This window comes from Craterilacuibacter sp. RT1T (assembly GCF_023502145.1).
GTDB lineage: Bacteria > Pseudomonadota > Gammaproteobacteria > Burkholderiales > Chromobacteriaceae > Craterilacuibacter.
In genome coordinates this window covers 182,409-207,278 of sequence record NZ_JAMFLI010000002.1, presented here as the reverse complement: position 1 = coordinate 207,278, position 24,870 = coordinate 182,409, and the positions used below count along the sequence as shown (strand labels likewise).

At 65.8% G+C, this 24,870-nt stretch carries 20 protein-coding genes and 2 pseudogenes; 10 read left to right on the top strand and 12 right to left on the bottom strand.

Annotated features, from left to right (window positions below):
* Position 1: 1 nt before the first annotated feature.
* Genes M3P88_RS04815 through M3P88_RS04800 form a run of 4 tightly spaced genes read left to right on the top strand, consistent with a single transcriptional unit; the run spans position 2 to position 4,501 of the window.
* Positions 2-1,642, top strand: a complete 1,641-nt coding sequence (locus tag M3P88_RS04815; protein ID WP_249614916.1) for a GMC family oxidoreductase — start codon at positions 2-4, stop codon at positions 1,640-1,642.
* Complete coding sequence (locus M3P88_RS04810) at positions 1,630-2,688, top strand: phosphotransferase family protein (protein ID WP_249614915.1); 1,059 nt, start codon at positions 1,630-1,632, stop codon at positions 2,686-2,688. Before M3P88_RS04815 ends, M3P88_RS04810 begins: the two co-directional genes overlap by 13 nt.
* Positions 2,688-3,767, top strand: a complete 1,080-nt coding sequence (locus tag M3P88_RS04805) for an Rv3169 family protein (RefSeq protein WP_249614914.1) — start codon at positions 2,688-2,690, stop codon at positions 3,765-3,767. Before M3P88_RS04810 ends, M3P88_RS04805 begins: the two co-directional genes overlap by 1 nt.
* The gene (locus M3P88_RS04800) at positions 3,764-4,501 is read left to right on the top strand and encodes a tyrosine-protein phosphatase (RefSeq protein ID WP_249614913.1); all 738 of its coding nucleotides are present in this window, start codon (positions 3,764-3,766) and stop codon (positions 4,499-4,501) included. Before M3P88_RS04805 ends, M3P88_RS04800 begins: the two co-directional genes overlap by 4 nt.
* Here the strand turns inward: M3P88_RS04800 and M3P88_RS04795 are convergent.
* Both M3P88_RS04795 and M3P88_RS04790 read right to left on the bottom strand, forming a co-directional pair.
* The gene (locus M3P88_RS04795) at positions 4,498-5,325 is read right to left on the bottom strand and encodes an alpha/beta fold hydrolase (RefSeq protein WP_249614912.1); all 828 of its coding nucleotides are present in this window, start codon (positions 5,323-5,325) and stop codon (positions 4,498-4,500) included. The two genes, M3P88_RS04800 and M3P88_RS04795, sit on opposite strands and share 4 nt — an antisense overlap.
* Complete coding sequence (locus M3P88_RS04790) at positions 5,325-6,575, bottom strand: cytochrome P450 (protein ID WP_249614911.1); 1,251 nt, start codon at positions 6,573-6,575, stop codon at positions 5,325-5,327. The genes M3P88_RS04795 and M3P88_RS04790 overlap by 1 nt, the downstream gene beginning before the upstream one ends.
* Before the next feature lie 143 nt (positions 6,576-6,718).
* Here M3P88_RS04790 and M3P88_RS04785 point away from each other — a divergent pair, with 143 nt between their 5' ends.
* The 4 genes and pseudogenes from M3P88_RS04785 to M3P88_RS16045 form a co-directional block, all read left to right on the top strand.
* Complete coding sequence (locus M3P88_RS04785) at positions 6,719-7,870, top strand: Rv3169 family protein (protein ID WP_249614910.1); 1,152 nt, start codon at positions 6,719-6,721, stop codon at positions 7,868-7,870.
* Complete coding sequence (locus M3P88_RS04780) at positions 7,867-9,399, top strand: amidase (protein ID WP_249614909.1); 1,533 nt, start codon at positions 7,867-7,869, stop codon at positions 9,397-9,399. Before M3P88_RS04785 ends, M3P88_RS04780 begins: the two co-directional genes overlap by 4 nt.
* A gap of 103 nt (positions 9,400-9,502) precedes the next feature.
* Positions 9,503-9,730 (top strand): annotated as a pseudogene (locus M3P88_RS16050) (transposase); the annotation flags it as partial.
* 15 nt (positions 9,731-9,745) lie between these two features.
* Positions 9,746-10,192 (top strand): annotated as a pseudogene (locus M3P88_RS16045) (IS3 family transposase); the annotation flags it as partial.
* 137 nt (positions 10,193-10,329) lie between these two features.
* On the opposite strand, the gene M3P88_RS04770 reads toward M3P88_RS16045, so the two are convergent.
* From M3P88_RS04770 to M3P88_RS04755, 4 genes are all read right to left on the bottom strand, one after another.
* Positions 10,330-11,811: a winged helix-turn-helix domain-containing protein gene (locus M3P88_RS04770; RefSeq protein ID WP_249614908.1), complete on the bottom strand. Its 1,482-nt coding sequence runs from the start codon at positions 11,809-11,811 to the stop codon at positions 10,330-10,332.
* Between the two features lies 1 nt (position 11,812).
* Positions 11,813-13,300 (bottom strand): winged helix-turn-helix domain-containing protein, encoded by a 1,488-nt coding sequence (locus tag M3P88_RS04765; RefSeq protein WP_249614907.1) that lies wholly within the window; start codon positions 13,298-13,300, stop codon positions 11,813-11,815.
* A 451-nt stretch (positions 13,301-13,751) separates the two neighbouring features.
* Positions 13,752-14,696: a sigma-70 family RNA polymerase sigma factor gene (locus M3P88_RS04760; RefSeq protein WP_249614906.1), complete on the bottom strand. Its 945-nt coding sequence runs from the start codon at positions 14,694-14,696 to the stop codon at positions 13,752-13,754.
* Between the two features lie 539 nt (positions 14,697-15,235).
* On the bottom strand, positions 15,236-17,116 hold the full coding sequence (locus M3P88_RS04755; RefSeq protein ID WP_249614905.1) for a methyl-accepting chemotaxis protein: 1,881 nt from the start codon (positions 17,114-17,116) through the stop codon (positions 15,236-15,238).
* Positions 17,117-17,751: 635 nt separating this feature from the next.
* Here M3P88_RS04755 and M3P88_RS04750 point away from each other — a divergent pair.
* Positions 17,752-19,281: a YfcC family protein gene (locus M3P88_RS04750; RefSeq protein WP_249614904.1), complete on the top strand. Its 1,530-nt coding sequence runs from the start codon at positions 17,752-17,754 to the stop codon at positions 19,279-19,281.
* Between the two features lie 47 nt (positions 19,282-19,328).
* On the opposite strand, the gene M3P88_RS04745 is transcribed toward M3P88_RS04750, so the two are convergent.
* The 3 genes from M3P88_RS04745 to M3P88_RS04735 all read right to left on the bottom strand — a co-directional run bounded on the left by M3P88_RS04745 (position 19,329) and on the right by M3P88_RS04735 (position 20,693).
* A complete protein-coding gene (locus M3P88_RS04745; protein ID WP_249614903.1) occupies positions 19,329-19,769 on the bottom strand; it encodes a hypothetical protein in 441 nt (146 codons plus the stop codon).
* Between the two features lie 7 nt (positions 19,770-19,776).
* The gene (locus M3P88_RS04740; protein ID WP_249614902.1) at positions 19,777-20,295 is read right to left on the bottom strand and encodes a nucleoside 2-deoxyribosyltransferase; all 519 of its coding nucleotides are present in this window, start codon (positions 20,293-20,295) and stop codon (positions 19,777-19,779) included.
* 65 nt (positions 20,296-20,360) lie between these two features.
* Positions 20,361-20,693, bottom strand: a complete 333-nt coding sequence (locus tag M3P88_RS04735; protein ID WP_249614901.1) for a hypothetical protein — start codon at positions 20,691-20,693, stop codon at positions 20,361-20,363.
* Between the two features lie 50 nt (positions 20,694-20,743).
* Here M3P88_RS04735 and M3P88_RS04730 point away from each other — a divergent pair, with 50 nt between their 5' ends.
* Positions 20,744-21,442 carry a hypothetical protein gene (locus M3P88_RS04730; protein ID WP_249614900.1) on the top strand — a complete coding sequence of 233 codons (699 nt, stop codon included), beginning with the start codon at positions 20,744-20,746 and terminating at the stop codon, positions 21,440-21,442.
* Here the strand turns inward: M3P88_RS04730 and M3P88_RS04725 are convergent.
* From M3P88_RS04725 to M3P88_RS04715, 3 genes are read right to left on the bottom strand one after another with little or no spacing between them, the layout of a single operon-like run.
* Entirely contained in the window at positions 21,439-21,831 is a 393-nt protein-coding gene (locus tag M3P88_RS04725; RefSeq protein ID WP_249614899.1) for a hypothetical protein, read from the bottom strand. The two genes, M3P88_RS04730 and M3P88_RS04725, sit on opposite strands and share 4 nt — an antisense overlap.
* A complete protein-coding gene (locus M3P88_RS04720) occupies positions 21,828-23,327 on the bottom strand; it encodes a hypothetical protein (RefSeq protein WP_249614898.1) in 1,500 nt (499 codons plus the stop codon). The genes M3P88_RS04725 and M3P88_RS04720 overlap by 4 nt, the downstream gene beginning before the upstream one ends.
* Positions 23,306-24,772, bottom strand: coding sequence for a hypothetical protein (locus tag M3P88_RS04715; protein ID WP_249614897.1), 1,467 nt, complete (start codon positions 24,770-24,772; stop codon positions 23,306-23,308). Before M3P88_RS04715 ends, M3P88_RS04720 begins: the two co-directional genes overlap by 22 nt.
* Positions 24,773-24,870: the final 98 nt, after the last annotated feature.

The window sequence follows — 24,870 nt, the reverse complement described above, 5'->3', positions numbered from 1 at the left end:
GATGCCCGCTCCAGACTATATCGTTGTCGGCGCCGGCAGCGCCGGCGCCGCGCTTGCCGCGCGCCTCGCCGAGGACAGCCGGCTGAACGTCCTGCTGGTCGAAGCGGGCGGCGACCACCGCAAGCTGATCGTCGAGATGCCCGCCGGCTGGGGCGTCACCCAACGACCGGGCCATCCGCTGAACTGGTCGTACCAGAGCGAGCCCGAGCCGGGTCTGGCCGGCCGGCAGATCGACCTGCCGCGCGGCAAGGTGCTCGGCGGCAGCTCGTCGATCAACGGCCTGCTCTTCGTGCGCGGCCAGCGCGAAGACTACGACGACTGGGCGCGCGAGGGTTGCACGGGCTGGGGCTGGCGGGACGTCGAGCCCTACTTCCTGCGCGCCGAGAACAACCGCGACCTGTCAGGCGACGCGCACGGGCACGCAGGGCCGTGGCGGATCGCCAACCAGGTCGACCCGACACCGCTGGCCAGGGCGCTGATCGACGCGGCGGTCGAGGCCGGCATCCCGCAGACGGATGATTTCAACGGCGCGCGCCAGGAAGGCGTCGGCTACTACCAGGCGACGCTGGCGGACGCCCGCCGGGTATCCACCGCGCACGCCTATCTTGCGTCGCCGCGCGCGAACCTGACTGTGCTCACCGGCGCCGAAGTGGACCGCGTACTGTTTGACGGGCGCCGGGCGGTCGGCATCGAGTACCGCAAGGGTTCGCAGCGCCGGCAGGTGCGTGCCGGCCGCGAGATCATCCTCTGCGCAGGCGCCGTCGGCAGCCCGCAGTTGCTGATGCGCTCCGGCGTCGGTCCGGCCGGTGCGCTTGCGCGCGCCGGCATCAAGCTGCTTTGCGACGCGCCCGAAGTCGGCGAGAACCTGCAGGACCACCTGGTGCTGCCGCTGATGTGGCGGCTCAAGGACGGTGCGCCTTCGCTCAACCACAAGCTGGGCGGCGTCCGGGTGCTCGGCGAAGTGCTGCGCTACCTGTGGCGCAAGAAGGGCGCGATGACGATGCCGGCGGCCGAAGTCGGCATCTTCCTCAGGAGCCGCCCGGAACTGACCCGCCCCGACCTGCAGTACCACCTGCTGCCGGTGTCGGGCGAACTGGACGGCGAGCACAAGGCCCTGCACCGCTGGCCAGGCTTCACCATCGCGCCCAATGTGTGCCGGCCGACTTCGCGCGGCACGCTGTCGCTGCGCGCGGGCGACCCGGCGGGCAAGCCCGAGTTGCGCTTCAACTACCTGAGCACCGACTACGACGTCGACACCACGCTCGCCGGCATCGAGTGGGCGCGCCGCATCGCCGCCGCGCCCTCGCTCGCCCCCCTGCTCGCGGCCGAAGTCTACCCGGGCGCGGATGTGCGCGATCGCGACGCGCTGATCGACTTCGCCCGCCGCGGCGGACAGACCGGCCACCACCCGGTCGGCACCTGCCGGATGGGGCCGGACGCGCGCTCGGTGGTCGACCTCGAGCTGCGCGTGCGCGGCGTCGAGGGTCTGCGCGTCGCCGATGCGTCGGTGATGCCGCGGCTGATCTCGGGCAACACCAACGCGACCGCGATCATGATAGGCGAACGCGCGGCCGCGCTGATTGCCGGGCGCGACGGCTCGCGCAGCGCTGCTAAACAAGAGGAGGCCGCATGCAGCCCGTGACGCTCGCCCGCGCCCTCGAAGGCTGGCTCGCCGGCCGCTACCCGGGCAGCGCGCCCGAAGTTGGCCGGGTGACGCCGCCCGCGCAGGGCTACTCGAACGAGACCTGGCTGGTCGACGCGACGCTCACCGTCGATGGTCGGCGGCAAGACTGGGCCATGGTGCTGCGTACCGCCCCCGCGGGCGACGCGCTGTTCCCGCACTACGACCTCTCCTTGCAGTACCGGGTGATGGCTGCGCTGGCGCACAGCGAAGTGCCGGTGCCCGCACTCATCGGCTACGAGGAAGATCCCTCGTTCATCGGCCGCCCCTTCTACCTGATGCGGCGCGTGGCGGGGCGCGTGCCGAACGAGAACCCGCAATACCATGTCGAGGGCTGGCTGGCGGAGCTGTCGCCCGAAGCGCTGCGCAGCCACTGGTTTGCCGGCGTGACCGCTTGCGCGCAGGTTGCGCGCGTGAACTGGCGCGCCACCGGCCTCGCCTGGCTCGCGCCGGACGCCGACCCGCTCGCGGCGCAACTGGCGGAACTGGCGGCCTTCCTCGACTGGACCGAGGCGCAGGCGCGCCCCTACCCGCTGATCCGCCGCGCGCTTGCCTGGCTTGCCGCCAACCGCCCGCACGCGGGCGACGCCTCCCTGGTATGGGGCGACGCCAAGCTGGGCAACCTGGTGTTCGGCGAGGCAGGCCACGTCGAGGCCGCGCTCGACTGGGAAGGCGCGCATATCGGCGACGCGCGCGAGGACCTGGCCTGGTTCCTGGTACTCGATTGCTCGCTATGCGAGGGCTACGGCACGCCCCGCCTTCCCCACCTGCCCTCCCGCGCAGAAACCATCGCCTGCTGGGAGGCCGCCAGCGGCCTGTCCGCCGCCGGCTTGCCGTGGTTCGAGATGCTCGCCGCCACCCGCCTCGCGCTGATCATGGCGCGCCTGGGCAAGCTGTTCGCCGATCGCGGGCTGTTGCCCGAAGGCTTCGAGATGGACACCTGCAACGGCGGCTACACGGTGCTCGCGCGCCTGATGGCCGACGCCGGCGAGCAGGAGGTGGCCTGATGCTCAGCCGCGGCGACGACTACCCGATCCACCAGCGGCCGGTCCCGCTCGCCGACGCCGGCAGCGAGCGCAACTTCTACGACCGCTACTACTTCAACGCCTACCGCAGCGACGGCGGCGTCTACTTCGCCGCCGCGCTCGGCGTCTACCCCTACCTCGGGCTGATGGACGCGCATGTCTTCGTGCAGCGGGACGGCGTGCAGCGCTGCGTATTCGCCTCGCGCGCGCTGGGCGCCGAGCGCATGGACACCCGGGTCGGCCCGATCCGCGTCGAGGTGGTCGAGCCGCTCGCGCGCCTGGCCGTGCATGTCGACGCACCCGGACTCGGGCTCGAGGGCTCGCTGTCGTTCAGCGCGCGCACAGCGCCGCAGGAGGAGCCGCGTTTTGTCTGGCACGACGGCACGCGCACGGTGCTCGACCTCACCCGCATGACCCAGCTCGGCCTGTGGCAGGGCGAACTGGCCGTCGACGGCGAGCGCGTCATCCTCGACAACTGGCGCGGCACGCGCGACCGCTCGTGGGGCATCCGCCCGGTCGGCGTGCGCGAGGGCCAGCCGCTGCTGCCCGCCGCGCCACCCCAGTGGTTCTGGCTGTGGGGGCCGACCCATTTCGACGATAGGGTGGTGCATTTCCATACCAACGACGACGCGCACGGCAACGGCTGGAACCGCCAGTGCGTACTGGTGCCGACGGACGGCGGCGCGCCCTGCCACCTGTCCCAGCCGCTCGTGCACGTCGAGTACGCCGCGGGCAGCCGGCAAGTTGCGCGCGCGCGCGTTTGCGGCACGCTCGCCGACGGCCGCGGCGCGACGCTCGCGCTCGAATGCGGCGAGCGCGTCTATATGCAGGGCGCCGGCTACCACCACCCCGAGTGGGGGCACGGCCGCTACCACGGCGAGTTCGCCGTGCACGGCGAGACGCGCGACTGCCGGGCGCTGGCCCCCAACGACTTCGCGCAGGTCCACCTGCAGTCGCTGACCCGCGCGACCCTGACGGTCGACGGCGAGCCGGTCCGCAACGGGCACGGCGTGCTCGAGCAGATGCTGCTCGGGCCGCACGCTGCGTCGGGGTGGACATGATGCTGCCCGCCGACGTCGCCCCCGGCCTGCCCTTCGCGCGCGGCCGCCTCTACCGCGCCGGCGTGCTCACGATGCACGGCCAAGCGCTGATCGGGCCGGCGCGCGCACTCGGCATCCGCCATGTGCTTGACTTGAGGAGCATGCAGGAACGCGACCGCGAACTGTCACTGTGGGGCGCGCTGATGGGGGTGGTTAGCGTGCGCGCACCGGTCGACACCGACGTGCGCGCGCCAGACGCGGCAATCGAGGCGCTGATCGGCCGCTTCCGGTGCGCACCCGATGCGCCGTCCGCGCACGCGCTGATGCGCACGCTCTATCGCGGCTTCGCCGATGCCTTCTTGCCGCACTTGCCTGCCCTCTTTACGCCACTTGCGCGCGGCGAGCCCCTGCTGGTGCACTGCACCGCCGGCAAGGACCGTACCGGCTTCGCCTGCGCGCTGGTCGCCCGCGCCATGGGGGTGCCCGCAGCCCAGGTCGTCCTTGACTACCTGCGCCACGGCCAGGGCGCCGCACAAGGCGCGGGCGGCGTGCGCCTGAGAGCCGGCCTCGCCCGCCATCTGGGCGTGCCTGCAGACGACGCCGCGCTCGCCGTGCTCTCGGGCGTGGACGCCGCCTACCTCTGCGACGCCTTCGCCGCGCTAGACACGCGCTACGGCAGCGTCGACGCCTACCTCGCGGCAGGCGGCGTGGGTTCGGACACGCTTGCCGCCTGCCGCGGCTCGCTTGCGCCCTAGCCCGGCAACCGTCCCGCTGCGAAGTCGCACAACAGCGCCGAGACCTGCTGCGGCGCATCCAGCATCGGCCAGTGGCCGGCCGGCAGCCGCACATGCGTGCACGGCGCGTCGACCAGCCTATGCGCGTCGCGCAGCGCCACCTCGCCCACATACGGATCGGACTCGCCCCACACCGTCAGCACCGGCACCTGCAGGCGGGGCAGGCTGAAGCCGCCCTCGGCGAATGCGCGCGGCCGGCTGTTCGCGCGGTACCAGGCAAGCGCCGCAAAAAGCCGCCCGGGACGCGAGAGCTGCGCGATCTGCCGCGGGCATTCGGGGTGGTGGCGCGCCCACGCGCGAAACAGCGCCCAGTCGTCGCGCGTCAGCAGCGCCTCGGCCGCGTCCTCGAACTGGAACAGCCACACGTACCACGAGCGCTCCATCTGCTCGACGCCGGTCAGCGACAGGTCCCACAGCAGCGACGGGTGGCCGACCGAGACCGCGCAAAAGCGCGTGAAGCGCGCCGGATGGTACGCGGCGAGCACCCAGCCCAGCGCGGCACCCCAGTCATGGCCGACCAGAGCGGCCTCGCCCACGCCCAGCCTGTCGAGCAAGGCCAGCACGTCGGCCATCAGCAAGGGCAAGGCGTAAGCGTCGGTGGCCGCCGGCGCCGGGCTGTCGCCAAAACCGCGCAAATCGGGCACGACGACCCGAAAGCCCGCCGCCACCAGCGCGGCTGCCTGGGCGCGCCACAGCGCGGACGAATCGGGAAAGCCGTGCAACAGCACCACCACCGGCGTTTCCCGCGGGCCTTCGTCGAGAAACGCCAGTTCCAGCGCGTCCATCAGGCGTCCCTGAAGCGGTAGCGGATAGGCAGCGACTTGTAGCCGCCGGTGAAATTGGACTGGATCGGCCGCGGCGTGCCGGCGAGTTCCACCGAAGCGAGCTGCGGCAGCAGGCGGGCAAACAGGGTGCGGATCTCGGCGAGCGCCACCTGGCGGCCCAGGCAGGCGTGAGCGCCCCAGCCGAAGCCGACGTGGCCCTCGCTTGGCCGCTCGATATCGAAGCGGTCAGGCGCATCGAACGCCGCCTCGTCGCGGTTGCCCGAAGGCAGCAGCACGCACAGCGAGTCGCCGGCGCGGATGTCGGCGCCCGACAAGGTGTAGTCCTCAGTTGCCGTGCGCATGAAGTGGCGGATAGGCGACACCCAGCGCACGATCTCGTTGGCACCGTTACGCAACAGGGCGGGCTTGCCCTGCACCTTCTGCAACTGTTCCGGGTTCTGGATGAAGGCGAGCATGCCGCCGGCGATCGACGCGGCGGTCGTCTCGTGCCCGGCGGTCGACACCAGCAGGTAGTAGGAAATCGCCTCCAGCGCGCCGATCGCCTCGTCGCCAACCAGGCTGTTGGCGATCACGCTGGCCAGATCGTCCTGCGGGTCGGCACGGCGCTGTGCCAGCAACTGGCCGAAGTAGGCTGCGACTTCGGGCATCACGTCGGCACCACCCTCGCGTGAGCGCTGCAGCTCGGGGTCGGCCGACGACAGCAGCTGCTGGGTGATGCGCAGGATGAACGGTGCCTCACTCTCCGGCAGGCCGAGGATGGACAGGATCACCCTGAGCGGCAGCTGGCTCGCCACCTCCTGCGCGAAGTCGATCTGCCCGCCCGCCTCGCGCATGGTGGCGATATAGCGGTCGACCAGCGCGTCGATGCGCTGCTGCAGCTTGACCACGCCCGGCCCCATGAACCAGGCGCGGGTAAGCTCGCGGTAGCTGCGGTGTTCGTCGCCGTCCATGTCGAGCACGGTGCGCACCGCGTAGCGACGCCCGCCGTACGCCTGTTCGGTCGCTTCCTCGACCGCCGTGTCCACCAGCACGAGCCGCGGTTCGTTGATAAACAGCGCATTTTGCCCCATCACTTCCTTGATGTCGGCGTGGCGGGTGACCAGCCAGAACGGCCGGTACGGTGCGCGCTCGTACCAGCTGACCGGACAGCTTGCGCGCAGTTCGCGCATTTGGCGGTTGACCTGCTCCTCGTTAAGCCACGCCTCGTGGCGAATGGGGTCGAGATGGGTCGGTGTGACGGGCTTGCGCATCGGGTGGCTCCTGCTGGTGAATGATCCCGGATTACCGCCATCAATACCGGCGGCCATGCGGGTCGGCATCGTCCATCAAGACCATGCCGGCCGGCCGGCTTCGGATTAGTGTCGCACCGATACCCCCCGAGAAAAGGCAGACCATGCAACAAGGCGGCACCATCGGCCCGCTGACCGGCGCCGACGAAGGCTTCAACCACCAGATCGTCGAGACGCACGCGACCGTGTTGCACACCGACCCCGGCTGGGCCGAGAAGGTGTGCGGCATGGTCGGCGCGCGCGACGGCTCGCTGCAGGTGGGTTTCGGCTTCGGCAAGTACGCCAACCGCAACGTGGTCGACGGCTACGCCGGCGTGTCGCGGCAGGCAGAGCAGTGGAACGTGCGCGCCAGCCGCGCGCTCGACGCCGACCCGGACAGCGTGAACGTGGGCCCGATCCGCTATCAGGTCATCGAGCCTTTGCGCCAGGTACGGGTGATGCTGCAGGCGAACGCGGTACAGCCTGTCGCATTTGATTTGCTACTCACCGGTGCCGTACCCTGCTTTGCCGAGGCGCGCGAGGACAGGCGCAGCCGCAGCGGCTACCGGCGCACCGCCGACCAGATCCGCTACCACCAGAGCGGTGTGGCCGAAGGCTGGATCGAAGTCGAGGGCATGCGCACCGAGGTCACACAGGATAGCTGGGTGATGACGCGCGACCACTCGTGGGGGATCCGCCCCGGCGTCGGCGCACCGCTCACCGAGATTGAACCCGAGGCGATGGACAGCGACGCGATCGATGTGCTGGCCATCTGGAACCCGCTCTTGTTTGAGCGCGCCGACGGCAGCCGTTACGCCTTCCACCAGTACCTGCTGCGCTACAGCGGCCCCGGCTTCGAGCACGCGCTGACCCAGGGCCACTTCGAATACCCGGACGGGCGGCGCGAAGCGGTGCTCGCAATCCGGCCGGAACTTGCATTCACCCCCGTCAATCAGCGCTTCGCCGGCGGCAACTTCCACCTCACCATGGCCGACGGCACAGCGCGCACGCTGGCCGTGCAGCCGATCTCCGACACCGGATTTCACCTGGGCGGCGGTCTCTACCACGGCTTTGACGGGCAGTACGTCGGCCAGTGGCGCGGCCGCCTGCATCTGGATGGCGAGTACTTCGCTGACTGCCGCACCCCCGCGAGCGTGGCGCGGCTCAACCCCTTCCGCGACGCAATGGTGGTCGCACGCGACAGCGCAACCGGCGCGCCAGGCTGGGGCAACCTGCAAAGCTGGATGCAGACAGCCCAACAAGGAGAACCTCGATGAAACCGTCCAAAGCCGACAACCCCACCCGCCGCAGCGTGCTCTGCGGCGCGCTCGCCGCGGGCGTATCCGCCCTATTCCCCCGTCCCGCCCGCGCAGCCGGCAGCGGCGGCCTGTCGATGGCCGACTACCTCGCGCTTGACGCGACGGCGATGGCAGAAGGCGTGACCCGGGGCGACTTTAGCGCGTCCGAACTGCTGGATGCCGCGCTCGCGCGCTGCGACGCCCTGAACGGCACCGTCAACGCCGTGGTACTGCGCCACGACGAGCGTGCCCGCACCCTCGCCGCCACAAGCCCCGCCGGAGCGCTCGCCGGTGTGCCGCTACTGGTGAAGGACCTGAACACCCATATTGCCGGCACTGTCACCAGCAACGGCAGCCGCCTGTTCGCCGGGCGTATCTCGCCCTTGACCAGCACGCTGATCGAGCGCTGGGAACAGGCGGGCATGGTCGGCTTCGCCAAGAGCGCGAGCCCAGAATTCGGGCTGACCCCGACCACCGAATCCCAGTTGTGGGGCGCGACGCGCAACCCGTGGGATCTCGCGCGCTCGGCCGGCGGCAGTTCGGGCGGCGCGGCGGCGGCCGTTGCCGCCGGCATCGTACCGGTCGCGCACGCGACCGACGGCGGCGGGTCAATCCGCATCCCGGCCGCGCACTGCGGCCTGTTCGGCCTCAAGCCCAGCCGCTACCGGACCCCGCAGGGCCCCGGCCGCTTCGAAGGCTGGTTCGGCGCCAGCGTCGGCCACGCGCTGACCCGCAGCGTGCGCGACTCGGCGCTGATGCTCGACATCGCCCAGGGACACGAGCCAGGCAGCCCGTACTGGGCCAGCCCGCTTGCGCGGCCCTACCGGGAAGAAGCCCGCCGGCAACCGGGCCGGCTGCGCGTGGCACTTGTCGAAGAGAGCCTGACCCGCGCGCCGCTGGACGCCGACACCCGCGCCGCGCTGCAGAACGCGGCAAGGCTGCTCGAGACGCTGGGCCACCATGTCGAGCCTGCCGTCTTTCCGGTCGACGCGCAACTGGTGTTCGGCGCGCAGGGCGTCGTCACCCGCACCGCGCTGCGCACGGCGGTGCTCGACCGCGAACGCGAGCTCGCGCGACCGATGGGCAAGGAAGAACTGGAACCCGTCACCCGCGAACTACTCGCGTGGGCCGCGTCGCTCAGCGCGGAAGACCTGTTCCGGGCCCGCCAGAATTTCGAGGAGGTGTCACGCAAGATGGAAGGTTTTTTCGGCGGCTTCGACGTGATCCTCTCGCCGGTCACCTCGACGATCGCGCCGCCCCTGGGCGCGCTCGCGCTGACGCAGCCTATGGACGACTACACGCGCGCGGCAACCGCTGCCGCCGGCTTCACCGTCGTCGCCAATATCGGCGGCCAGCCGTCGATGTCGGTGCCGCTGTACCGGACCGCAGGAGGCCTGCCGGTCGGCTCGCTGTTCACCGCGCGCCTGGGCGCCGAAGCCCTGCTGTTCAGGCTCGCCGCCCAGCTCGAGCGTGCGGCGCCGTGGCCGACCGGGTCTGCCCGGCTCTAGCAAGGGCTGCGCCGCAGGCGGGCGGCGCCCATGGTAATCCCCCCAGAAATTAGTTGCCGTCTGAAACAGCATTTTCTCCAATCAGGATTGAAGGGAATTTTGCGTGAAGACATCCCGCTTTTCAGACAGCCAGATCATCGCCATCCTCAAACAAGCAGAGGGTGGCAGCCCTATACCGGAGCTGTGTCGTGAATACGACATCAGCTCCGCCATCGTCTACAAGTGACATGCCAAGTTCGGCGGTATGGATGCGTCACTCGTGACTCGGCTCAAAGAACTGGAAGATGAGAATTGCCGCCTTAAGAAGATGTATGCCGAGGAACGGCTCAGGGTGTGACGCGTAGCGGAAGGCGGGCTGTATCTGGCCGGTATCAAAGACGTTTTTACCAGCGAAATCGTGTGCGATGCGATGGGAATCCGGATGTCCAAGGCGCTGGTTGGCGCAGCGTTGACGCTTGCCCTCACGCAAAAGCGTCCTGCTGCCGGACTGATTCTGCATTCGGATAGAGGAAGCCAATATTGCTCGCACGATTATCAGCGACAAATCGCTGAAGCTGGGCTATTGCCATCGATGTCACGCAAAGGCAACTGTTACGACAATGCACCAATGGAAAGTTTTTGGGGAACACTGAAGAACGAACTAGTGCACCACAGTCACGCCGAAACCCGGCAGCGCGTGCAGGAGGAGATGACAGAGTACATTGAAATCTTCTACAACCGTCAGCACCGGCACTCCCGTTTAGGCGACGTTGCTCCAGCTGTTTTTGCACGGGCATTTGAACACGCAGCATAGAAATCGTCCCAAACCGTGGCGTCCACGATTGACGCACTCATCAGTCAGATACAATCCGCTTTCATCAGTCGGAATGTAAGTCATGTCACCTGTCCAGACTTCGATCGGGACCTAACATCTAGTTAAGCGCTTTTCATTCACTTGACGTAGACATCCGCATCATGCAGGTGCTGATCGACCAAGCCCGGAGCGACAGTGGCAAGGTCGCTCTTGAACGCCATTTGCCGGATCCAGACCTGTGTGGTGGAGTTCGGCCTAAGCAGCCAGGCGCGGGTATAGGCATCGGCGGCGATGTCAAGCTGCCCGGCCAGTTCGGCAAGCTTGCCGCGAATGACCTGCGCGCGCCAGCTATCCCGCTTGCGCAAGACCTCCTCAAGCAAAGCCAGCCCCTGCTGCGGCTGGCCACGGTATAGCGCGTACAGCGCGCGCGCCTCATACACGAGCAGACTCTGGTAACGCGGCGATGCAGACTGCGCTGCCAGCACCGCCATGATGGCATCCACTTCGGCACGCTTGGGGGGCGGCTCGCCATCGGTGGCCAAGTCGCCCAGCACCAGCATGCTCGTGGCCAGCAGTGCCAGCACTTCCGGACGTGTTGGATAGCGCGCGCGCAGCTCTTCCAGCAGCCTGACCGCCTCGCGCAGCGAGGTGGCATCGGCCTTGAAGAACTGGTAATACCCCTGATAGAACAGCTCACTTGCGTACAAGTCATCGACGATATCCGCTCCGGGCAACTGCTCCGGCACCGGCTGGTGCAGCGCGCGCAGCACATCACCGGCCAGCGCCGTCATGGCAGGCGCCTGCAACTGCAGCGGGTAGTGCTTGTCGAGCAGAACTTGCTCGATAAGCTGATGGCTCAACCGCGCATGCAGATACGGAACCTGCCCGACCTGCACGACGCGCAATTGCAGGCTGCGTGCGCTACGGATGCTCACCCGACTGCGCTCACTGATCGACTGCACCACCTCGTACGGGGAATACTTGGCAATCGTATATGCGGCGAGCGAGCCCAAACCGACCAGACGCGCGTTCAAACTCTCGTCCTTCGTTGGCTCGAACACCACCATAATGCGGCGGGGATTGGGCAGTCCCTGCAAGCGGTGCACCTTAGCATCCACTATGCGCAGCGGCCACGCTATGGCCAGTATTACGCAAAAGCTTGCCAGCAAAGCACCAAACAACAGCCAGCGCCCCCCCAGCCATATGGCGGGGCACGCACTCGCGGTCACGGCAGTGACCGGCACCGCCAGCCGGTAGCCGCGCTTGGGCACGGTCTGGATATAGCAGGGCGCGTCGTCACAGCCGTCGCGCAGCGCCTGACGCAATTCGGATACCGCCTGGGTCAACGCATGCCCTGCCCCATCGACGCCACACGCCGCTGCCAATTCGGCCGGAGCAAGCACGATGCCGGGCTGCTCAATCAGACAGGCAAGCAAGCGGGCCGCGCGCGGGGTCAGCGGCCGCTCGCGCCCGCAAACCGGATCGTGCAGCCGTGCATGCCGGGCCAGAAAACGCCAACGCCCCAACTGAAACCCGATGGCGGGCTGGACATCGTCCATGACAGCTGGCGCCTGCCTGTCCCGGCTGAAGCGTGCAAGCAAACGCCGAATCAGCTTCATCTCACTTCGCCTCAGCAGCCTGTTTGATAGCCGGCGCCTCGAGGGCACTCAGACGCGGAGCAAGCTCGGCCAGCTTGGTCTCAAAGCCCAAATGGGCAATCCAGGCGAGCGTGCCGGCATCCGGCTTGAGCAGATAGGCGCGGCTATAGGCATCGGCCGCCTCATCCAGACGGCCATCCAGCTCGGCCAGCTTGCCGCGCACGACCTGTGCACGCCAGATTTCACGCAGATTCAGCGACTGCTCAACTAACGCTCTACCCTCGGTTTGCCTCCCTTGATACAAGGCATGCATCGCCCGTGCTTCAAAGACTACCGGGTAGGCAAAATACGGTGTGTCCTCCTGCTGGGACAACATAGCGAAAGTCGTATCCGACGCTTTCAACCAGCGCTCACCCTCACCCGTATCCAGATCGCTCAAGGCGAGCTCAACGATGCCGCGCAGTGCAAGCAGCTCGGTTCTGGGGCTTGGATGGTTCGTCATCTGCAGGAGTGTCGCGTGCGCCATGCGCAGCGATACCTTATCGCCCTTGGCAATCCGGTAATACGCTAGGAAGAAAAGTTCAGCATTATGAGGGTCTTTAGCGGGCGGCGCTGCCAACGGCTTGGCCGGACGCGGATAATGCAAGGCCTGCAACAGGTCTGCACTCAGGGCGGACATCACACCATGAAGTGGGAGCAAGGGGTAACGCTTGTCAAACAGTGACAGCCCCCGCAGCCGGTGTTCGAAACGCGCATGTATGAAATCGGCCTCACCGACGCGCTCGACGCTCAGCCGGAGCACCCGCGCGCTATTCTGGCAGCAGTTCGCCCCGTCGCCGGACGGCACAAACTGCGTCACCTCGTAAGGCGTGCGCATGGACAGGATATGGGCGGCAAAACCGCCCAGACCATACTGCAAGGCTGTCAAGCGCTCGTCGCCAGCCGGCTCAATATGAATGGCGATGCGCTGAGTGTTGGGGAGAACATCCGACATCGACACATCCGTCGCGGATGTGGGCCATAGAAAGAAGCCCGCCAACGACAATACCAAAAACAGCAGCCCAATAAGCTGCACGGGACGACGCCACGGATACTGCCTTTCGCCAAGGGCCGCAGTGACAACAGAAGGCCCGGGGTCCGCTACTGCCGCCGCTGGTGGCGCGACACCGGACAACTTATTCTCACAGCGCTCAACCGGTGCCACCAGACGATAACCGCGCTTGGGCACGGTCTGGATATAGCAGGCCGCATTATCGCGCTCACCACGCAGTACCTGGCGCAATTCGAAAATAGCCTGCGTCAGCGCATGGTCGGTTACTTCGCCGCGCGTCCACGCACCATCGATCAACTCGTCCCGTCCCAATACTTCACCGGCGTGCTCGACCAGATAACTCAGCAATTGCACGGCACGCGGCGTCAGCACCACCTCGACAGCACGTGCCTCGTCGCGCAATAACCCCTGTTCGCTCAGAAACAGCCAATCACCCACCCGGTAGCATGCTTCCGACATTAATAGCCACTGAATATTCGCTAAATTAGCATTTTAACATATGAGATACAAATAATCCATGCTTTTTAAGCACCAACATTACATGAACCGCCATCAATCGACTCATTATAAATTTAACCATAAAAAATCAACACCTTACTAATGCTTGAAGAGCGAAAGCGGTGGCTTCTGGAAGTTACCTCAAAAGGAGTTTGAATTTCGGCATTCGTGTCCGCTGCGCGGCCATGTTTGAGCTTGTCACTAACGTGGACCGGATACTGCGACACAAGGAAACAGGCACGACCAAGGGGCTTGCAGCAACAAGCCCCTTGGTCGTAAAAACACACGAAACCCCGGCAAAATGCGTTACGGACAAGGCCTTACATCGTGCCAAGCTCAACGGCCAACTTGCAATTGGAGGCGCGCCATTTTTAGGCGCAGGCTCACAAGCCTGACGGAACGAACCACTCGTTCAGTCTGCATCGGCCGCATCGATACCATTACGACACAAGACCTTGCGCAAGATTTCCAGCGCTTCGATCTGAGTCTGGCGTACCCGCTCGCGGCCGATGCCCAGCAGTTTGCCCACCACTTCCAGCGTCAGCGGCTCATCCCCATTTAGCCCGAACCGCAATTCGATGACCGCACGCTGTCTGGCGGTAAGCTCACTCAACCAGCCCTGCAATCCCTGATCCAGCTGCTGGCGATGCAGCAACTGGTCTGGCATGCGCTGCAGATCATCGGCCAGGACATCAACCAAGGTCAGATCGGTATTGTTTCCCAACGGGGTCTCAAAAGAGACACACCTCCCCTGTAATTCAAGCAATCCTTCCACTTCCGCGCGCGGGCATGCCAGGCGACGTGCAACTTCAGTCGTCGAAAATTCGCCTCCGCCCTCCTTCTCCAGCGCCCGCAAGGTGCGCTGCACCTTGGAGAGTTGCTTACCCACATGCACAGGCAAGCGCACGGTGCGAGACTGGTTAAGCAGGGCACGCTCGGCGTTCTGGCGGATCCACCAGGTCGCGTAGGTCGAAAAGCGGTAGCCCAGTTCAGGCTCGAACTTCTCCAGCGCATGCATCTGGCCAAGATTGCCCTCCTCGATCAGATCCAGGAAATCAACGCCACGATTCTGATAATGCTTGACGATAGACACCACCAATCTGAGGTTGCGCTCGATCATCTCGCACCGCGCCCGTTCGTCCCCTGCCTTCATGCGACGGGCAAGTCGCTGCTCTTCCTCCTGCGTCAAAAGAGGCTTGCGCCCGATCTCGTTGAGATAGATGCGAGTCAGCGTAGTGGTCTCTTCACGCCATACATCCTGCACAGTCTCTTCCATGCAAGGCGCAAGGTGGGCGTCGTCTTCAGCAAACAGTTCGATCGACTCGTCTACTACACAGGCTTCTGCAACAGCGAACATATATCTCTTCCTAATTCCACTTTTTCGAAACTGATGAGGCCACCGGCACCGGGAATTTCCGGCGCCGGGTGGGAAACGTCGATCAAGTTAGCCATGCATGCCAATGTTGTCCTCATCGCACGATCAGTTATCGCCCCGCCATATCAAGAAAATATCAAGCCATTGTTACAAAAGGATTTTTAAAAAAATATCAAGCACTGCCCTTGGCAAAAAAACGACACCCGGCCCCTTCCCTTCGCCAACACCCGAGCGATCCACCGCGCCGATTTTTCACTCAGTCAAAACCCCATGCCATGACACCACGGGTGTTCCTATAGAGCCCCACCGCCGCGGCGCAAACGAAGGGCCCAAGCCCCATTCCCTATCCAGATGCTGACGGGAACGGACCGGGTTCAACGGAGACCCCGTCAGGTGACTCCAAGGCAATACCTTGCCATTCGGCGGCGCCGGCAAGTCAATAGCATGCTCATCCATGGCATACAAAAAGCCGGCCAGACTCTCGTCTGGCCGGCTCATGTTGATCCAAGCAGAAACGCGGCTTACAGCTTGAAGCGTCCAAATTCGTCACCCATGCGGCGGGCGGCGGTGTCCAGTTCGGTCAGCGTACTGCTGACGTCCTGCAGTCGGCTGTCGTTTTCCAGCACCTGGCCATTGATCTGCTCGGTGCTCTGCGCGATCAGGGTGGTCGCCACCTGTTGCTCGCTGGTCGAGTGGCTAATCTCGCCCATCTTGCTCACCACTTCGCCCATCGCACGGCGGATGTCTTCGATCTGGAGGGCCGCTTCGCGCGAGACGCGGACGCCCCCTTCAACCGATTCGACGGTGCGATTGACGTCGCCGACCGCCTGCTCGGTCTCCTCGCGGATCGCTTCCACCATACCGGCGATCTCTTGCGTGGCCTGCCCGGTACGCTCGGCCAGCTTTCTCACCTCGTCGGCAACCACCGCGAAGCCGCGGCCCTGCTCGCCGGCGCGCGCCGCCTCGATTGCGGCGTTCAGTGCCAACAGATTGGTCTGATCGGCGATATCACGGATCACGTCGGTGATGCCGGAGATCTCCTGCGCGCGGGTATTCAGGACACCCAACATGCCCTCCAGCGCACGCACGCTGGTAGCCGTACCTTCCATTCCCTCGCACAGACGGCGAATGCCCTGCGCGCTCTCTTCCATCTCTCCGCGCGTATCGCACACCAACTGGTCGGCCTGCTGTGCGCCATCGGCAATCTGCGCGATGCTGACGGTAATCTGTTCCAGTGTCGCCGCGTTGGCGCTGGAGACATCGGATAGCGCACGCGAGCCGGCCGCCACTTCACTGACAAGATGACTGGACGCGGCGACACCGCTGGCGACTTGACCCGCTTCGCCGCGCAGGCTGCCGAACAGCGTGCGCAGGCCGGCGACGAAGGTATTGAACGCCTCGGCGGTCTGGGCGATTTCATCCTCGCCCTTCACCGGCAGCGCACGGGTAAGGTCGGCGTCGCCCTGCGAAATTTCGCGCATCGCATCACGCAGGCGAGTCAGACCGGAAAGCATGCCCCCGATCACGCTGCCGCCGACCAGCACCAACACCAGCAGCACGCCAAAGGTCGAACCGCCCAAGAGATAGCTCAAACGGGTGATCGGCGTATCGAGTAGCGCCTCATCCATCGCCACACCGGCGATCCAGTCAGTGCCGGCGACCGGGTGCAAGGCAACGACCATCTCGCGCCCATCGACGACGACGGAACGCCCCTCGTCTTCGCTCGCCATGCGGGCTAGCGTTTCACCGGTCAGCGTGGGGGCCAGCTCGGATACCGGCTTTTGCACATGCTCGGCTTGCGGAAACGAGATAACGGTGCCGTCCTTGTCGAGCAGGAACACATAGCCGTCAGCGCGCACCTTGCGCTCGGCCAGTTGCGCAAACAACTTGTCAACCAGCACGTCGGCAGCGATCACGCCGGCGAAGGCGCCGTTTTCTTTGAACGGCACGCTCAGGGTGACGGCCAGCTTCTTGCTGACAACGTCGACGTAAGGTTTGGACAGCGCTGCCTCGCCGCTTTGCTTAGCCGCCTGATACCAAGACCGGGTGCGGGCGTCGAAGCCGGAGGGCAACACCTTGCCGTGGTCGGACACAAAACGGCCATCTGCGTAGGCGACGCCCAGGTTCTCGAAACCGCTGATGCGTGCCTGGCGGTCGATCAGACGGGGAAGGTCCGCAGCTTGCGTTTCGTCCTCGACACTGCGGGCGTCGCGCAGCTCGTCGCTATACCACTGGCCGAGCAAGGCGGCCTCGCTGCGCGCAAGCGAGCTGATCTCGGCATCGCTGCTGTCGATCAAGGCGCGGCGCATCTGGGTAAACGAGATGGCAAACAGGATTGCGGCCAACAGCAACAGCAGGCCGGCGCACAGTATCACCAGCCTGGATTTCAGGGTCTTGAACACGGGCACTCCTCTTTAAAGAGCCGATACAAAATAGCGGAGTCAACCGCAGCCAGAGTGTTAGCATAAACTTATTCAAAGTATATTCATATAAACTCATATTTCCATTATTGTGAATAATCACACTCCGGCAGCTAATCCATTGGATCAATCCGCATGATGGGGTTCTGCTTTACACCAGGAAAATGCCTCGACCAATGGCAAGGCGCACCAGGCCGTCATGTTCGCAGCCAAGGCAATGATGTGACCCATGCGGTCGCGGTGAGAACCGGCCGCGCGTAGCGGCATGAGCCCTTCCGGCCATCCCGGCCTGACAGATTGAAGGCGCCACCGGGCATAGGAAGACGGCGAGCGCGGCGACCGCCGCATCGCTCAAGGTGCGCGTCATCAGCGGATATCAAATCCAGCGCACCCACTCAAACACTTTATTCCAATTTACTATTACTTGATGCCAATCAAATGACGCATACCCCAAAGGGGTTGTCTGGCCACGCCATCGGCGTATCGTGGCCCCTGCGATAGCGCTATCGATTTCACGGGTCACCTCCACGACCAGCCGGCCGGCACACGCCTGCCGCCCTGCCGCGCGCGACCTTGCTTACCGGTTTTTGCCGGGTGACTTCGATAAGGAGCTTCGCATGAGTGCCACACACCCCCGCTGGCGGCTGTTCAAGACCTTTCCGTCCGCTTTCACCATCCTGTTCCTGATTATGCTGGTCGCCATCGGCCTGACCTGGATCGTACCCGCCGGTGCCTTCGCCAAGCTCTCGTACGACAAGACGGCGCAAACGCTGGTGGTCACGCCGCCGACCGGCGCCAGCCACAAAGTGCCGGCCACGCAGGCCGAACTTGACCGGCTGGGCGTCAGCATCGACGTCAAGCAGTTCGTCGACGGCACCATCCGCAAGCCGATCGCCATCCCCGGCACCTACGAGCGGCTGCCGCAGTCGCCCAAGGGGCTCTCCGACGTCACCGAGAGCATGGTCAAGGGCACCATCGAGGGCGTCGACATCATCGTGTTCATCCTGGTGCTGGGCGGACTGATCGGCGTGGTCAACTCGACCGGCGCATTCAACTCGGGCCTGGTCGCGCTCTCCAAAAAGGCGCAGGGCAATGAATTCATGTTCGTCGCCCTGGTATGCACGGTGATGGCGCTGGGCGGCACCACCTGCGGGCTGGAAGAAGAGGCAGTCGCCTTCTACCCGATACTGGTGCCGATCTTCCTCGCGCTGGGCTACGACTCCATTGTCTGCGTCGGCGCCATCTTCCTCGCCGCGTCGATGGGCACTACCTTCTCGACGATCAACCCGTTCTCGGTGGTGATCGCCTCGAACGCGGCCGGCATCGTGTTTACCGAGGGCATCCTGTGGCGGGTATTCGGGCTGGTGGTCGGCACCGCCACCGTGATCGGCTACCTCTACTGGTACTGCAAACGGGTCAAGGCCGACCCGAGCTTCTCCTACACCTACGAGGACAGCGCGGCCTTTCGCGCGCGTTTTTTGGAGGGCGGCTCGCTCACCGAGGCTGAGCCTTTGACGCTGCGCCGCAAGCTGATCCTTGCGCTGTTTGTCGCGGCGTTCCCGCTGATGGTGTGGGGGGTAATGGCCGGTGGCTGGTGGTTCCCGCAAATGGCCGCATCTTTCCTCGCCATCGCGATCATCATCATGTTTATCTCGGGCGAGGCCGAGAAAGATCTGGTCGACGCCTTTACCAAGGGCGCGTCCGAACTGGTCGGGGTGTCGCTGATCATCGGCCTCGCCCGCGGCGTCAACATCGTGCTCGATCAGGGCATGATCTCGGACACCCTGCTGCACTACGCCTCCGGCCTGGTGGCAGGCATGCACGGCAGCGTGTTCGCGGTCGCGCAGATGCTGGTCTTCACCCTGCTGGGCTTCGTGGTGCCGTCCTCGTCGGGTCTTGCCGTGCTGTCGATGCCTATCATGGCGCCACTGGCCGACACCGTCGGCGTCCCGCGCTACATCGTCGTCTCGGCGTACAACTGGGGGCAGTACGCGATGCTGTATCTGGCACCGACCGGCCTCGTGCTGGCGACCACGCAGATGCTGGGCATGCGCTTCAACCACTGGGTGCGCTTCGTGCTGCCCATGGTCGGTTTCGTGCTGGGATTCGGCGCGCTATTGCTGGTGGCGCAGGTAATGCTGGCCTGAACGGCAGCAGCCAAGCCAGAGGCAGGCAGCACGCGCCGCCTGCCTTTTCACCGAGAGGGCGGGTTGACGGCAAACAGCAGCAGACGGCTGCGCAGGCAGGCGCGGTCTTCGCATACGCCGTGCGCCCACAATTCGCCGTCGCCAAACATCACCCCGTCGGCGTTCTCGAACAGGGCGTGCGCGTCCTGCGCGCGCACCCTGGCGATCAGCGCAGGGGGGAATACCCGGCCGAATTCGCGGCGCAAGGCGCTGCGCGCGAGCAGGCGCACCTTGCCCTGCGCCACGTTGACCCTGAGCGGCCACTGGCTCAGGCGCGCCAGGCGCCGGGTGTCAGCGTGGGCGAGCGCGTCCTGCACCTCACGCGCGAAGTCGGCGATTTCAGCGCGGGTAAAACCGCTGGGGCCGACCAGTGCGGCCTGTGCGCCCCCCGCCATCAAGAGTGACAAGCCCAATGCTAGGGTGCCCGCCCTTGCGACAAAACCTGTCATGTCGGCACTAACGCGCTGCCGGGCGCAGGAAGGCGGCGAGTGCGGCGAGCGCCGCCTCGCGCGTCTCGTGACACTGCGCGCTCACGGCGAGCATCAGGTTCAGCGGCAGGCCGAAGTTCTCGACCTCCATCCCCGCCGCATCGCGCAAAGTGTCGCCATCGGCGACAAGCGCCAGCTCACCGGCCAGCCGGCGCTGCATCGGCACCGCCGGCACGTTGTAGGCGAACACCGGCTTTTTCAGCGCGGCGGCAAAGCCCAGCTCGAAGGCGGTGCCCGAGTCGGGTTCGGTGCCGCGAAACCACGCAAGGTTGGCCAGTACCGCATCCGCCTCGGCGATGCGCGCGATATTCGCGTGATAAATGGCGTAAGCTAGTGCGGCGGGCGATTCATGCGCGGACAGTTCCCCGTCCAGCGGCGAGACGCCCTCCAGACCCAAAGCAAAAAGTTCGGCCTTGAGGCAGGCAAAATAGGCATCGGCGTCGACACGGAACACGTCGGGGCCGGCCAGGTAGACTTTGAGGGGCATCGTATCTCTCCTTATGAAAGGTTCGGATCAAACTGGCCAGCGTAACAAGCGCCGTCTCGCCAAATTCAGAACAGGCTTTCCAGATGGCAGCTGCCCGATAGCAGCGCACGCACTTCGCGTACTTCAAGCCGGTAAGCGCCCTCTTCGGCCACGGCCTCGCCAAGCAAAGTCAGCTGCACGGGATGACCACTACGCAAGCGCCATGCCTGTTCCAGCCGTGCATCCGCCCCAGCCGGCAGCACCAGCCGATAACGCGTTTTGACTGCGTTGCAGCGCTCAAGCTGCCACTGCGCGCCAACTGGCATCAGTGTGCCCTGAAACAAATCATCGGCACTCGCGCCCCCCGAAGCCCATACCAGAGCCAGTATGGCTGCTGCACACCCCCGCCGCTTATGCATTCACACACTTCATAAAAATAATAAAACCCAATTGGGGTTAGAATAGGTGCATGAAAGCCCTAGCCCTGTGCCTTGTTTCCCTTGCGCTCGCCGGCTGCGCGAGCACCACCCCCGACCCCGCCGCCTTCACCCGTGATTGGCAGGTGATACGCGGCCAGTGGCAAGCGCTAGCCGATGGTACTTTGCATGGCAGCTGTATCCCGCTGAGCGAGCAGCACCGAAAAAACAGCTGTGGCGGCAATGAAATGGCGGTATTGCGTTCGCGCCTGCCGCTGCCGGCCAACTATCGTGTCGAGACCGATGTCGTCGTACATCAGGGCGTACTGGCCGAGCTGATGCTGTCGTGGCACGACGTGCGCTTCTCCCGCTTCGTGCTGTACGACATCGATAAGCGTGCCTATGCCGGAGTCGGCTACCTGCGCCTGCCGGACATCGACCGCGGCGTACCCTCGCAGGTGCAGTCGGCGTTCGAGCTGTTTACCGGCCGCCGCTACCGTCTCGCCGTCAACGTGTGCAACAAACAGATGACCGCGTGGGTCGACGGCCAGCCCTTGCTGCGCCACAGCGACCCCAAGCTTGCCGGCGGCGTGCTGGGCCTGCGCGCCAACGGTAGCGTCAATTTCTCCAGGCTGCGGGTCAAGGCGCTGGACAACATCGACTGCCCGCGCGACTTTGCCGCCAGCGACTTTATGCGTGACGCCGAAGGCATGCGCCCAGCAGATCCTTTGCCGTTCTGCTTTAGCTGTTAGTCGCCCAGCCGGCGTACCGGCCACAGCGACTTGTCCGCCCAGAACACCCATTCGGCCTGCCCGGCGCCGGGCAAGCCGGTCCACGCTACGGCGCGATGCCGCGCGAACAGGCCGTAACCCTCGACCATGAGCGCGCAGCGCGGCAGCAACCCAAGCTCGGAGCGGTAGCGGTTGGCCTGCGTACTGGCGCGCTGCGCCACCCAGCGCCCGTCAGGCAGGGCGACCTCGACGCGGTAGGCCAGTTGCCCGTCCTGCCGGCTTTGCACCACGCGCATAGCCTGCGGGGGCTCGCCCGGCCACAGGATTTCGAAACGCCCGGCCAGGCCCGGGCAGTCGGCGGCAGATGCCACGCCATGGGCGAGCAGCAAGATCAGGGCCATGCGCTTCATCGGGTCTCGTCCTCTAAGCCGGTACGGTATACGCAGTAACCGGCGTCGCCGCCAAGCGCAACCGTCCTGCCGCCATCGCCCACCAGCAAGGCAAGTTCGCTGTAATGCCCGTCGGCCAGCGGGCACGCGGCAAGCGTGCCCCGGGCACCGTCTTGCAGCTTGATCCAGCTGACGTGGCGGTTCTCAAACCCTTCGCCGTCCGGCCACAGGTAGAGGCCGCCACCCGGCGTGAACGCCCCCAGCATGTGCAGGCCACCTGCCAGGTCGAACTTCTTGCCGGCACGACGCACGCGCACCTTCCCTTCTTCGCCCAATAGTTGCAGCGCGCGCCCGTCGGCGGATGCGCGCACGGCGAACACCTCGCCAAAGCCCGCCCCGGCCAGCGTTTCGGCGGCGATGGTCTCGTCGCCGTGCGCGAGGGTGATCCGCCACGCCTCGCCCTGCCACACCTTCCACCCGGCAAGCGCGCCCGCGCGCGCAAACAGCACCGGCCGCGCATCGGCGACACGCTCGCGCATATCTTCCCCTATCCGCCACTGCGCGACGCCGCTTGCCACCGTTTCGGTAGTGTCGGCGCCAAGGCCGGCGAGCGCGAGCAACTGGCTGCGAAAGGCGGCAAAACGCACGGGGTCGGCCATTTCCGACTCATCAAGGTACAGCGCGCGCGCGCTGTGGCGGTAGCCTGTGCCCGCCTGCCACCACCAGCCGCGGTAGCTGCCAGTGGCCGCAGGGTCGCTGCTTTGCGGACGCACGAAATAGTAGCCGACCGCGCTCTTTGCATCGTGACTAACCGCGAGCGCATCGCCCCAGTCGCTCCCCGGCGGCCCTTGCAGGCTGCGCATCAGGTGCTGGCGCGCGAAGGTGTTCGCGTCCGGGCGGCGGCTGCTGGCGAGCAAGCGCGTGCCGTCGGCGGACAGCGCGAACGGCAGCCACAGCGGATCGGGCAGCAGGCGGTAACCGTGACCGGCCTGCCACACAAAGCCCTGCGGCACGGCGTCGGCCGATGTCTGCAGCCAGCCCACGGCGGTCTTGCCATCGTCGCTGGCATCGATCACGCCGCTAAACGCGGCAGCAGTCTTGGGCAACAGCCGCTCGCGCTTGCCGTCGCGCCCAAGCCGCCACGCATCCAGCGCACCGTCTTGCCCGGCACCGAGCAAAGCGACGCGACCATCGCGACTGAGCCGTACCCGTTGCACATAATCAAAACCGCTCACCGCGCTCTGCCGCCCGCCCACTTCGAACAGCGGTGCGCCAGCATGCAGGGGTTCGGAGCGGTAGCCCTCCTCGCCCAATAGCTCGGGCAGATGCTTAAGCCGGGCCAGCAGCGCGGCCGGCGCAGCCGCCACCGGCGACAAGGCCAGCCGGGTACTGCCATCGGCCGACTGCTCAAGCAATTGCACGCCGCTCTGCAGCCGGGGTGCCGCCGCCTGGGCCGAGGCCGCCAGCAGCAACAGGGGCACCATCCATGCGCGCATCACCATGCCTGAAACAGACAAAAGGTATCCGGGTGGCTGACGGCCAGCGTCTTGCCATCGCCGGACAGGAATACCAGACCGTAACTCGAACTGCCGGAGCGGCAGCTGCGCGCATCGACGCGCCCGCCCTCCCAGCGCAACACCGGGCGTACGCCGGCAGGGTCGTTGACATAGATGCCGGCGACGGTGCGGCCATCAGCGGAAAATGCGGCCGGTTGCGCGCGTGTCTCAGCCACCGTTGGGGCCAGCACCTGACCATCCAGCAGCTGTACACTGCGCCCGGCCTCATCGCGTAGCCACAAGCGCTGTCCGTCTGTGCTGATTGCCCGTAGCGCAAGCTCGCCCTGCAGGTCTGCAGGCAGCAACGGCGCCAGCGCACGCTCGCCGCGCGGGCCGATTTCGAGCAGCGCCCCCTTGCCGTCGCGTACGATAAAGGTCTTGCCATCGCGCGACATCGCCTCAAGCTCGGCGTCTTTTTTCAGGATCTCAGCCTTGCCATCCTGCCAGCGCCAGGCATGCTTGCGCAGCGCGCCCAGCCGGTTGGCCTCCCCCAGCCCATATGCCTTGAGTACGGCAAGCTCAACGGCAGAACGCGCCGGCGCAGCGGCCTTGGCATCAAACAGCGGGGGGTGCGGCGACTCGACAAAGCCGGTTTCGCGGTCCCACAAGAAACCTTGCCACAGAGGACGGTCGGCACGCTTGACATAGCCCGCCAGACGCTGACCATCGTCACTGGCCGCCACCAGCGCCCAGTCGGCAATCGCCTTGTTGCCGCCAAGCGGGTCTTCGCTGGCAAACTGTTCCAGCAGCGCATCCTGGCGCAACTGGCCCAGCGTACCGTCAAGCCCCGTACCGGCAAGCGTGCGGCCATCGGCACTGATCGCACGCGGCAGGCTGAGCGCCGCATCCAGCACCGTCAGCCCCTGCCCTTGGCGCCAGACAAAACCCTGCGCCAGACTCTGGCGCGTGCGCAGCAGCCAGCCCGCCACCACCTTGCCGTCGTCGCTGACTGCGCTGACACCCGAGAGCCAGGCGCTGCCGTCCGGCACCAGCGCTTCGGGCGGGCTACCCGCCTGCCAGCGCAGTGCGCGCAGCGTGCCGCCACTGCCGGCGGCAAACGCCAGCGTATGCCCGTCGAGCGAAAATCTGGCGGACAGCGGTGTGAAATAACTGTCCGCGGCCAGCGCCGCACTACTCTCGCGCTCAGCGGTGCGCAGCGCCAGGCCGTCAGCCGGGCTCAGTGTCGCCAGCTCGTCATAGCCCAGCCTGAGCGCCAGCTCGGGCACCAGTTCGCCACCGGCATCGCTAAGCCGGCGAGCCGGGGCACGCACCAGCTGTGCGCTGCCATCGCCGGATAGCGCATCCAGCGTACGGTCGTGCAGCTGAGTATCAGCCGGCGCCGGCGCGGCAAGAAGCGGCGATGCGCCGCAGACAAGGCCCAAGGCCAACACCAGGATTTTTTTCATGACAGGATATCGCACAGGCAAAACGTGAGATTCTACTCGCATAAGTAGTATTCGACGACCCGCTGCGCCATGGCAACGGCGCAGCACGTGCTGTGAGC